This window comes from Brachybacterium alimentarium (genome assembly GCF_002332425.1).
Lineage (GTDB): Bacteria > Actinomycetota > Actinomycetes > Actinomycetales > Dermabacteraceae > Brachybacterium > Brachybacterium alimentarium.
Map to the genome: position 1 here is coordinate 72,027 of NZ_NRGS01000029.1, position 9,972 is coordinate 81,998.

The 9,972-nt window shown below is 70.5% G+C and carries 8 protein-coding genes; 4 read left to right on the forward strand and 4 right to left on the reverse strand.

Annotation, left to right across the window (positions count from 1 at the left end):
* Positions 1-282: 282 nt before the first annotated feature.
* Positions 283-1,854, forward strand: coding sequence for an HNH endonuclease signature motif containing protein (locus tag CIK71_RS15470; protein WP_096166579.1), 1,572 nt, complete (start codon positions 283-285; stop codon positions 1,852-1,854).
* Positions 1,855-1,863: 9 nt separating this feature from the next.
* On the opposite strand, the gene fdhA is transcribed toward CIK71_RS15470, so the two are convergent.
* The 4 genes from fdhA to CIK71_RS15490 all read right to left on the reverse strand — a co-directional run bounded on the left by fdhA (position 1,864) and on the right by CIK71_RS15490 (position 6,371).
* The gene (fdhA, locus tag CIK71_RS15475; protein WP_096166580.1) at positions 1,864-3,090 is read right to left on the reverse strand and encodes a formaldehyde dehydrogenase, glutathione-independent; all 1,227 of its coding nucleotides are present in this window, start codon (positions 3,088-3,090) and stop codon (positions 1,864-1,866) included.
* A gap of 140 nt (positions 3,091-3,230) precedes the next feature.
* Positions 3,231-4,292 carry a Gfo/Idh/MocA family protein gene (locus tag CIK71_RS15480; RefSeq protein ID WP_096166581.1) on the reverse strand — a complete coding sequence of 354 codons (1,062 nt, stop codon included), beginning with the start codon at positions 4,290-4,292 and terminating at the stop codon, positions 3,231-3,233.
* Positions 4,293-4,326: 34 nt separating this feature from the next.
* Positions 4,327-5,226, reverse strand: coding sequence for a sugar phosphate isomerase/epimerase family protein (locus tag CIK71_RS15485; RefSeq protein ID WP_096166582.1), 900 nt, complete (start codon positions 5,224-5,226; stop codon positions 4,327-4,329).
* Positions 5,223-6,371, reverse strand: a complete 1,149-nt coding sequence (locus CIK71_RS15490) for an ROK family transcriptional regulator (protein ID WP_096166583.1) — start codon at positions 6,369-6,371, stop codon at positions 5,223-5,225. The genes CIK71_RS15485 and CIK71_RS15490 overlap by 4 nt, the downstream gene beginning before the upstream one ends.
* A gap of 105 nt (positions 6,372-6,476) precedes the next feature.
* Here CIK71_RS15490 and CIK71_RS15495 point away from each other — a divergent pair, with 105 nt between their 5' ends.
* From CIK71_RS15495 to CIK71_RS15505, 3 genes are all read left to right on the forward strand, one after another.
* A complete protein-coding gene (locus tag CIK71_RS15495; protein WP_096166584.1) occupies positions 6,477-7,877 on the forward strand; it encodes a protein adenylyltransferase SelO in 1,401 nt (466 codons plus the stop codon).
* 114 nt (positions 7,878-7,991) lie between these two features.
* Positions 7,992-9,236 (forward strand): mechanosensitive ion channel, encoded by a 1,245-nt coding sequence (locus CIK71_RS15500; RefSeq protein WP_241963903.1) that lies wholly within the window; start codon positions 7,992-7,994, stop codon positions 9,234-9,236.
* 105 nt (positions 9,237-9,341) lie between these two features.
* Positions 9,342-9,896, forward strand: coding sequence for a type 1 glutamine amidotransferase domain-containing protein (locus CIK71_RS15505; RefSeq protein WP_096166586.1), 555 nt, complete (start codon positions 9,342-9,344; stop codon positions 9,894-9,896).
* Positions 9,897-9,972: the final 76 nt, after the last annotated feature.

The window sequence follows — 9,972 nt, forward strand, 5'->3', positions numbered from 1 at the left end:
CGCGTGACTGCCCGGCCCCGGGCAGAAGCGCTCCACCTGCTGGTAGGCGTGCTGGCACCTGTGCTGTGCTGTGTGCTGCTGTGTGCCGCAGCCGTTCGCGCGGCAGGCATCGTCGCCTCTCCTCGTCGGCCGGCCCCTCTTGCCACCTTTCCTCCACAGAGGGTGGTTATCCACAATCTGCGAAGAATACCGTCAGGCGCTTTCTTCGGTCAGTGAAGTGTTCTAGAATTGAGGGAGTCAGGGGCGGCAGGGGTGCCGGCATGGGGATGGTGAGGAGGGGTCATGGGGGACGAACTGGAATCCGATATTCCTGTATGGCCCGTGCGCGCCCGGCACGAGCTCACCGAGCAGCGGATCGTCGAGGCCGCCGAGGTCGGGGGCGACGTCGACCAGGCGACCCGCGTGCGCGGCATCCATAGGACGATGCGCGAGCGCACGATGCTCTACGCCGAGCAGATGCGGCTGCTCACCGAGTTCTTCACCCGCGATCCCGAGGTGGAGGGGTGCCTCGACGTCGCGGACGTCTCCGCCATGAAGGTCGCCGTCGGCCTGCGGAGCTCCACCCATCGCGCCGAGGCCCTGATCCGCGACGCGCACCGCAGTGTCGAGCTGATGCCGCGGACGTTCGAGGCTCTCGCTCGGGGCGATCTGCCCGAGGACTTCCACCAGTACCTGCTGCGCCGCGTGCGCCGCCTGGAGGACGACCAGGTGCGCGACGTCGACGCCCACGTGGCGGTCTGGGAGCTCGCATCGATCTCGAGGAGCCAGTTCGAGCGGCACGTGCGGTTGATCGTGGCCCTGGTCAGCGCCGGGACCATCACGTCGCCGCGCGAGCCGGAACGGGATGTGCGCCTGGAGCACGCCGATCCGGCCAGCGGCACGGCGACCCTGTCCGTGAGCGGGCCGATCCCGGAGATCACGGCCCTGATGCATCGCCTCGACATGAGCGCCCGCGACGTGCAGAGAGCCCAGCGGCACGCCCTCGAGAGCGGCGAAGAGGGGCCGCTGCCCTTCGACATCGACGAGAACCTCCGTGAGCGGGGCAGCGCGCTCTCGCTGGCCACCCTGCGCTATGCGATCCTCACGCGGTCGATGCTCGACATCGACCCCGTGCAGGAGACGGCCACCCTGCACAAGATCCTGGTGACCGTGCCGGCGATGACGCTGATGGGCCGCGAGAACGCGCCCGGCCTGCTCAACGGGACCACGCCGATCAGTGCTGATCAGGCTCGGGCCCTCGCCGCCGGTCAGAACACCTGGTACCGGATCCTCACCGACCCGATCACCGGCGCGTACCTCCCGGTCACCGCGGAGACCTATCAGCCCACCGCCCAGATGCGGCTCCAGCTCCGGCTGCGCCATCCGCTCTGCGCCGCGCCGGGCTGCACGCGCCCCACGGTGCTCGCCGCCGAGGATGATCACCTCATCGAATACGACCACGAGGATCCCGGCAGCGGCGGCCCCACCAGCCTGTGGAACCTCCATCGGCTGTGCTGGCTGCACCACAAGCAGAAGACCGCCGGGCAGACGGACCCGACACGAGACGTCGAGGACACCTCGTGCCGGGAGCCCGTCGAGACCACGTGGACCATCGACGGCGACGTCGCGACCCGTACTCGTGCGGACCACGACCTGCTCACCCCGATCATCGCGAAGACGCTCGCCGCTACGTGGCAATCCCACGAGCGACTGCACGAAGAGGCGGTCCACCTCCGCGAGGAGGAGCAGGCCACGCCGCCGGCCGACTGCGTCGCCCAGGAGCGGCGGAGCATCGTGCGCCGCTTCTTCCTGCCGCCCCGCACGGATCCTCCACCGAAGCGCTCGGAGACCTGGGACGAACCGCCGCCCTTCTGACCGCTCTGCTCAGAGCGCCTCGACCTTCCCGGTGACCCCGTGCGGATCGATGACGTACTTCTTGGCGACCCCGGCGTCGAACGCCTCGTAGCCCTTCGGGGCGTCATCCAGGGAGATGGCGGTGGCGTTCACGGCATCGGCGATCTGCACCGTGTCGTGCAGGATCGACTCCATGAGCCGGCGGTGGTAGCTCATCACCGGGCACTGGCCGGTGGTGAACGACAGCGCCTTCGCCCAGCCCAGTCCGAGTCGCAGCGACAGCGAGCCCTCCTGGGCCGCCTCGTCCACGCCGCCCGGGTCACCCGTGACGTACAGGCCGGGGATGCCGAGCGCACCGCCGGCACGGGTGACGTCCATGAGGGTGTTCAGCACCGTCGCGGGAGCCTCCTGTGCGCCCTTGCCATGGCCGCGGGCCTCGAAGCCGACCGCGTCGACCCCGGCGTCGACCTCCTCGCGGCCCAGGATCCTCGCGATACCCTCACGGGCGTCCTCCTGGGACACGTCGATGGTCTCGCAGCCGAAGGAGGCCGCGTTGGCCAGGCGCTCCGCGTTCATGTCCGCCATGATCACCACCGAGGCGCCCAGCAGCTGAGCGCCGACGGCGGCCGCGGTGCCGACGGGGCCGGCGCCGGCGATGTACACCGACGAGCCCGGACCCACGCCGGCGGTGACGGCCCCGTGGAAACCGGTGGGAAAGATGTCCGAGAGCATGGTCAGGTCGAGGATCTTCTCCATCGCCTGGTCCTTGTCGGGGAACTTCAGCAGGTTCCAGTCGGCGTAGGGGACCAGCACGTATTCGGCCTGGCCGCCCACCCAGCCGCCCATGTCCACATACCCATAGGCGCTGCCGGGGCGGTCCGGGTTCACGTTCAGGCAGATCTCGGTACGGCGGTTCTTGCACATCTCGCAGCGTCCGCAGGAGATGTTGAAGGGCACAGAGACCAGGTCGCCCTTCCGGATAAACTCGACGCCCGGGCCGGTCTCGATCACCTCGCCGGTGATCTCGTGGCCGAGCACCAGCCCTTCCGGTGCGGTGGTGCGGCCGCGCACCATGTGCTGGTCGGAGCCGCAGATGTTCGTGGTGACGACCTTGAGGATCGCGGCATGGGGGAGCTTCCGGCCGACGTTGTCCGGATTCACCCCCGGCCCGTCCTTCAGCTCATAGGTGGGGTAGTCGATGTCGACGACCTCGACGGTGCCGGGTCCCTGATAGGCGATGGCGCGATTGCTGGTCATAGGAAAGGCCTCCTTGCCGTGCCGGGGCGGCCCCGGGAGCGTCGTTGCTCCGATGGGGGACCGCGTCCGACCAGGCTAGGTGGTGCAGGTCACGAAGTCGACCGGTGACAGAGCACCGACGGCCCCGCCGATCCGACGGCTCAGGACATCGTGACCTCGCGGCCCGTCCGCGCGGACTCGTAGATGCCCTCGAGGATCCGCACGATCTCGACGCCGTGCCAGGCCGGCGCGACCGATTCAGCGCGGCCGAGGCCCGCGTCCACGAAGTTCTGGATCTCGTTGGCGAAGCCGGGGCCGAACTCGAACGTGCGCGAGGCGATCTGCGGCTCGATGTTCACCACGGAATCGTGCATCTCGGTGGCGATGTGCAGGGCCGGCTCGAGCTCCGCGCCGCCCTTCTCGCCGTAGACGGACACGTCGATGGAGTCCTGCGTGGCGTGCAGCGAGTACGAGCAGTCCAGCAGCAGCGAGGCACCGTTCTCGAAGCGGATCACGGCATTGGCGAGGTCCTCGACGGTGTTCTTGGTGGGGTCGTAGTCCGCCACCGTGTAGCGCGGCATCGTCGTGACGTTCGCGCGGTTGCCCAGCCGGTCGTAGGTGTTGCCGCTGACCGAGACCACCTTCGGGCTGCCCATCAGGTACCAGCACAGGTCCAGCACGTGGATGCCGATGTCCAGCAGCGGGCCGCCGCCGGCGATCTCCTTGTCCGCGAACCAGCCGCCGGGGTTGCCGACCCGTCGGATGCAGCTGGCCTTGGCGTAGTAGATCTCGCCCAGCTCGTCCGCATCGATGAAGGACTTCAGCACCTGGCAGTTCGCGGAGTGACGGCGCACGAAGCCCACCTGGACCACTCGATCGGAGGCCTCGACGGTCCGCTGGATCTCCTCGGCCTCCTCGAGCGTGCGCGCGATGGGCTTCTCCACCAGCACGTGCTTGCCGGCCTCGATCGCGGCGATCGCCCAGGTGGCGTGGGAGTTGTTCCAGGTGCAGATCGAGACGCCGTCGATCTCGGGGTCGGCCAGCAGCTCCTGCGGGTCCGCGTACGCGCGGTGCGCGCCGTACTTCTCGGCCACGGACTGCGCACGTTCGAGGTTGATGTCGGCGACGGCGATCAGCTCGACGTCGGGATTCTCCGAGTACGCGGTGAGGTGGGACTGGGCGATGCTGCCGGCGCCGATGACGCCGACTCGGAACTTCGACATGGGGGTGATTCCTTCTGCGGGGTGCGGGTGGTGGTCAGGCGGTCTCGAGCAGCCGGCGGGCGTTGGCCAGGCCGCGCTCGCAGCCCAGCAGGCAGTCCTCCCAGCCCTCGAACTCGATGGAGGCGAACCCGGTGTAGCCGGAGGCCCTGATGGCGCGGGCGACCGCCGGGAGGTCGATGTCGCCGTTGCCGACGACCGCACCGCGCAGGTGCTTGCCGCCGCGGCTGCGGAACCAGCCCTCGCCGGGATCGGCGTCGGCCGGACGGATGTAGAAGTCCTTGAAGTGCACGACCATCGCGTACGGCAGGTTCTGTTCGACGGACACCTCGGGCGCCTCGTCGACGCAGACGAAGTTGCCGACATCGAGCGTGGTGCGGAAGTTCGGCTCGTCCACGGCGTGGATGATCCGGCGCACGCGGTCCGCCGCCTGCACGAAGAAGCCATGGTTCTCGAGGCTCGTGGTGACGCCCTTGGTCGCGGCGTACTGCGCGATCTCCTTGCTGGCCGCGACGATCGAGGGGAGCGCCGCCTCGAACCGCGGGGTGTCGTCCCCGTCGACGCCGGCGTGGGCCACCACGTCGTGGCGCATCTGGCGGATCCCGAGGGACTCGGCGAGATCCACGTACTCCTTCACGCGGCTGATCCGGGTGGCGAGCTCGCGGGGGTCGTCGGCCAGGAAGTCCGCGCCGATCGCGAGCGTGGAGAGCGTGACCCCCGCCCGCTCGGCCGTCTCTCGGATCTGCTCCACATAGGAGGGATCGGAGGCGATGGTGGGGATCGGGCTGTCGGCGGCGTCGCTGAGCACGGCGAGCTCGAGGTGCTCGCCCTCGCTCGCAGCGACCCACTCGATCACCTCCGGAAGGGTCATCTCGCCGGTGGAGAGCTTGGAATGGAAGCTGTAGGAGCTGAAGCCGAGGCTGATGCCGGTGGTCATGATGCTGTCCTTCGGGTGGGGGTGCGGAGGAGGGCGGGCCAGGGTGCGGGCACTCCGACGACGCCGGTGATGCGGGCCGAGCCGTGCTCGAAGGCGCGGCCCAGTGCCCCGATGAGGGAGCCGTCCGCGGTGAGGCGGGCGGGCACGACGTCGGGCTGATCGGGGGACATGAGCAGGTGGTGCAGGCTGCGCCGCAGCGGGTCCAGGAAGGTCTCGCCGGCGCGCGAGAGTCCGCCGCCGACGACGACCAGCTCGGGATCGAGCGTGAGCAGCACGGTCGCCAGGCGCGGGGCGATATCCGCGCAGAAGGCGTCGATCTCCTGGCATGCCGCGCTGTCCCCGGCGGCGGCGCGCTCGAGCAGCGGGAAGGCCTCGTCGCCCGTGGACCAGGTCAGACGCCCACGTTCGGACGAGCTGGTCCAGCGCATGCCGCGCTGGCTGCCGAGCTCCCCGGCGAGGCGATGGCTGCCCTGCAGGATGCGTCCGTCCAGGATCAGGGCCAGGGAGATGCGGTGGCCGATCTGCACGTAGGCGATGGACTCCGCGGGCGGGCCGAGATGGCGCTCCGCGAGGGCGGCGAGCTTGATGTCGTTCTCGACCACGACCTCGGCGCCCAGCCGTTGCGCGAGCTCCGCGGCGAGATCACGGCCGACGAGATCCGGGAGGGCGAGGCTCTGGGCGATGCGTCCGTCGGCCGCGAGGATGCCGGGCACGGCGAGGCCGAGGCATTGCGGAGCATGACCGGTGCCGCGAACGGCCTCCTCGGCGGCGGCGAGGTGGTCTCCCGTCTCCGCCGGCACGGTCGTGCGGGCGAGGACCGTGCCGACCGCGTCGCTGACCAGGCAGGTGACCGAGCGCTCGCCGAGATCCACGGCGGCGACGGTCGCGCTCGACGGATCCAGGGCGAAGCGGCGGGCGGGGCGGCCGGGCCGGCCCCCGCGGTCGACGGCGGGGGAGGCCAGGAGGAGGGCGCCGGAGTCGGCGAGGTCCTGCAGGACGCTGTCCACGGTGGGGCGGGAGAGGCCGGTGCGCGTCGCGAGCTCGGCGACGCTCACCGGGCCGGACGCCTCGCGCAAGGACAGCACGCAGTCGCGGGCGTTGCCCTGACGCACTGCGGCGCCCGCGGCGCTCTCGGCCGTGCTCATGGAGCTCCCTCGCCCTCGATCGTTTCGCAACCCGGTTTCACAATACGGGGTCCTATCGTCGACCCCCTCGGGTCCGCTGTCAAGGCGCGGAGGTAGCGTGGGGGCATGGAACCTCCGGTGCTGGCCCAGACGTATGCCGCGGCGCTCCCGGAGCTCTCCGTCCCGTGGCCCGCTGACGCTCCGCCCGACCCCGAGCTGGTGTGGCTGAACGAGGAGCTGGCGCGCGAGCTCGGCTACGACCCCGAGCTGCTGCGCAGCCCCGAGGGCATCGCGCTGCTCACCGGGCAGGGTGTCGAGACCACCGCGCAGGCCTATGCGGGCCACCAGTTCGGTCAGCCCAATCCCCAGCTCGGCGACGGCCGTGCCGTGCTGCTCGGGGACCTCGTCGACACCCGTGGCCGACGCCGCGACCTGCACCTCAAGGGCTCCGGGCCGACGCCCTTCGCACGCAGCGGGGACGGCCGGGCACCGCTGGGACCGATGCTGCGCGAGGCCGTCGTCGGCGAATTCCTCCATGCCGCCGGCGTGCCGACCACGCGCGCGCTGGCCGTGCTGAGCACCGGGGAGCGGATCGCCCCGCGGCAGGGCGTCACCCCCGAGCCGGGCGCGGTCCTGGTGCGAGTGGCCGCGAGCCACCTGCGGGTCGGCACCTTCGAGTACGCCGCCTGGAACCTGGGGCCCGACGCGGTGCGCGGGCTCGTCGACCATGCCATCGAGCGCCACCACCCTGAGGCCACGTCGCCTCTCGACCTGCTCGAGGCGGTGATGAACGCCCAGGCCGAGCTGCTCGCGCAGTGGATGCTGCTGGGGTTCGTGCACGGCGTGATGAACACCGACAACATGACGATCTCGGGCGAGGGCATCGACTACGGCCCCTGCGCCTTCCTCGATGTGCATCGGCGCGGCGCCGTGTTCAGCTCGATCGACCGGGGTGGTCGCTACGCCTACGGCAGCCAGCCCGGCATCGGCCTGTGGAACCTCTCGCGCTTCGCGGAGACCCTGCTCGCGGTGCTCGATGAGGAGGACCCGAACGTCGCCGTCGAGCAGGCCACCGCCGTGCTCGAGGGATATGTGACGCGGTACCGCGAGGCGTTCGGCCGGGGCCTCGCCGTGAAACTGGGCCTCCCGGCGCCGGCGGGGGACGAGCTGGGCGATGAGCTGTTCGCGCTGCTCGAGGAGCAGCAGGTCGACCACACGCGGTTCTTCCGTGCCCTGGCCGACGGCGAGGCGGCGGCGCTCTTCGCCGACCCGGCGCCGTTCACGGCCTGGCACGAGCGGCTGCGGGGCAGCGGAGGGGGCGATATCGCGCCCGACGCCAACCCCGTGGTGATCCCGCGCAACGTCCACCTCGACTCCGCGCTGCGCGCTGCGCACCTGGGCGACCTGGAGCCGGTGCTGGCGCTGCTGGAAGCCGTGAGCCGCCCGTTCGAGCACCCTGCGGAGCATGCGCACCTGGAGGGCCCGGGCGAGGGCGGCGAGGACTTCCTGACCTTCTGCGGGACGTGAGCAGGGTGCCCTGACCAGGGATTCTGGACGCATGGAGTGACATGGGTCATGCTCGGTGCCGGGCCGGCTACCGACCGGTCTGCTATCCCTTCCCCTCGGATAACGGAGGTTCCCGTGGACTCACTCTCGAACTTCGACTGGGCGGGGCTGGGGCTCAAGGTCCTGGCCGCCGTCGTCATCCTCGTCGTCACCGCGATCCTGGCGATGCTCGTCAAGAAGGGCGTCGCGAGCCTGACCCGTCGAGTGCCCGCCCTGCAGCGTCCCGGCGTGGACGGAGACGGCCTCGGCGGCTCGATCGGCACCATCGCCTCGATGATCATCTGGCTGCTGGGCCTGATCATGATCCTCGGGGTCTTCCAGCTCTCCGGGGTCCTCACCCCGGTCGTCACGATGCTCGAGCAGGCGCTCGGCTTCCTCCCGAACATCGTCGGCGCCCTGTTCGTCTTCATCATCGGCCTGACGATCGCGAAGATCGTGCGCGCCCTGATCACCACGGCCCTGAACACGGTGGACTTCGGCAAGCTGCTGGGCACCGCCCAGTCCGGCTTCGAGAAGGCCACCGGCGGCGTCACCTCCTCCGGTCAGCCCGCGACCGCCGCGGCCGGTGACGCTCCGGCCCAGGCCCCGGCTCGCCCGGCCTCGAAGGTGCCCGAGATCCTCGGCTCGGTCGTGTTCGCGCTGATCATGATCGTGGTGTCGATCGCGGCGCTGCAGATCCTCGGCATCGCCTCGATCTCCGACCCCGCCTCCTCGATGCTCACCGCGGTGTTCACCGCGATCCCGAACATCGTCGCCGCCGTGGTGCTGGTGGGCATCGGCGTGCTCATCGCCCGCTTCGTCTCCGGACTGTTCCGCCCGATCCTCGAGAGCTCCGGCATCGACGGATGGCTCATCAAGCAGGACATCCTCCCGCACGGCTCCACCGCCACCCCGACCGTGCTGCGCATCGTGGAGATCGCCGTGGTGCTGTTCTTCGCGGTGATGGGTGCCCAGGTGCTGGGCTTCCCGCAGATCACCGCGTTCCTCTCGGAGATCCTCGCCCTCGGCGGCAGCGTGCTGTTCGGCGGCGCGATCATCGCGGCCGGCTTCTTCATCGCGATGATCGTGGGCAAGATCCTCTCGGGCACCGTCTCCACGGTGGTGCGCTGGGCGATCATCATCCTGTTCACCGCGATGGGCCTGCAGTCCATGGGCGTGGCCGACTCCATCATCGAGATGGCCTTCGGCGCGCTCGTGATCGGCGGTGCCGCCGCAGCGGTGCTCGCCTTCGGCCTCGGCGGCCGCGACGCCGCCGCGCGCCAGCTCGAGAAGCTCGAGAGGAAGGCGCCTGCGGCCGACGCGCCCAGCACCGAGGCCTGATCCCCTCCCTCACCCCACGCGCCCCCGCCCGCTCACCGATCGGTCGGGGGCGCGACCGTGCGCGGTGCTACGGTCGCAGTCCCCGCGAGACGGAAGGAGACGCTCATGACCAGCTCTCTCGAAGGCCGTACGATCCTCCTGCTGAGCAGCAACTTCGGCACGGAGCGCGATGAGATCCGACGCCCGATCGACGCACTGCGCGAGGCAGGCGCCACGGTCACCGTCGCCGCCACGGAGGGCGGCACCGTGCGCACGCTCGTGGTCGACCATGACCCCGGCCCCGAGGTCCCCGTCGACACCACGTACGACGCCGTGCAGGCCGGCGACTACGACGCCGTGGTGCTGCCCGGCGGCACCCTGAACGCCGACGCGCTGCGCACCGACGCCACCGTCCTGTCCCTCGTGCGCGACATCGCCGGGGCCGGGAAGCCCGTCGCGGCGATCTGCCACGCGCCGTGGATCCTGCTCGAGGCGGGCCTCGTGGACGGTCGGGACCTCACGTCGGTGCCGACGATCCGCACCGACATGGTCAACGGCGGCGGCAGGTGGACCGACCAGGAGGTGGTGCGCGACGACAGCCACGGGCACCTGCTCATCACCTCCCGCACGCCCGACGACCTCGACGCCTTCAACGCGGCGATCATCGACGCGCTGAGCTGAGCACCCCCAGGATCCTCTCGTCCACCGCCCGTCGGGCGCGCAGATGGGCGCCCGTGTCGTAGGAGAACGACGAGTA

Coding starts and splice junctions, on each gene's coding strand:
- CIK71_RS15490 (WP_096166583.1), bottom strand. CDS start 6,371: ATGAGCACGGCCGAGAGCGCCGCGGGCGCCGCAGTGCGTCAGGGCAAC.
- fdhA (WP_096166580.1), bottom strand. CDS start 3,090: ATGACCAGCAATCGCGCCATCGCCTATCAGGGACCCGGCACCGTCGAG.
- CIK71_RS15505 (WP_096166586.1), top strand. CDS start 9,342: ATGACCAGCTCTCTCGAAGGCCGTACGATCCTCCTGCTGAGCAGCAAC.
- CIK71_RS15495 (WP_096166584.1), top strand. CDS start 6,477: ATGGAACCTCCGGTGCTGGCCCAGACGTATGCCGCGGCGCTCCCGGAG.
- CIK71_RS15470 (WP_096166579.1), top strand. CDS start 283: ATGGGGGACGAACTGGAATCCGATATTCCTGTATGGCCCGTGCGCGCC.
- CIK71_RS15480 (WP_096166581.1), bottom strand. CDS start 4,292: ATGTCGAAGTTCCGAGTCGGCGTCATCGGCGCCGGCAGCATCGCCCAG.
- CIK71_RS15485 (WP_096166582.1), bottom strand. CDS start 5,226: ATGACCACCGGCATCAGCCTCGGCTTCAGCTCCTACAGCTTCCATTCC.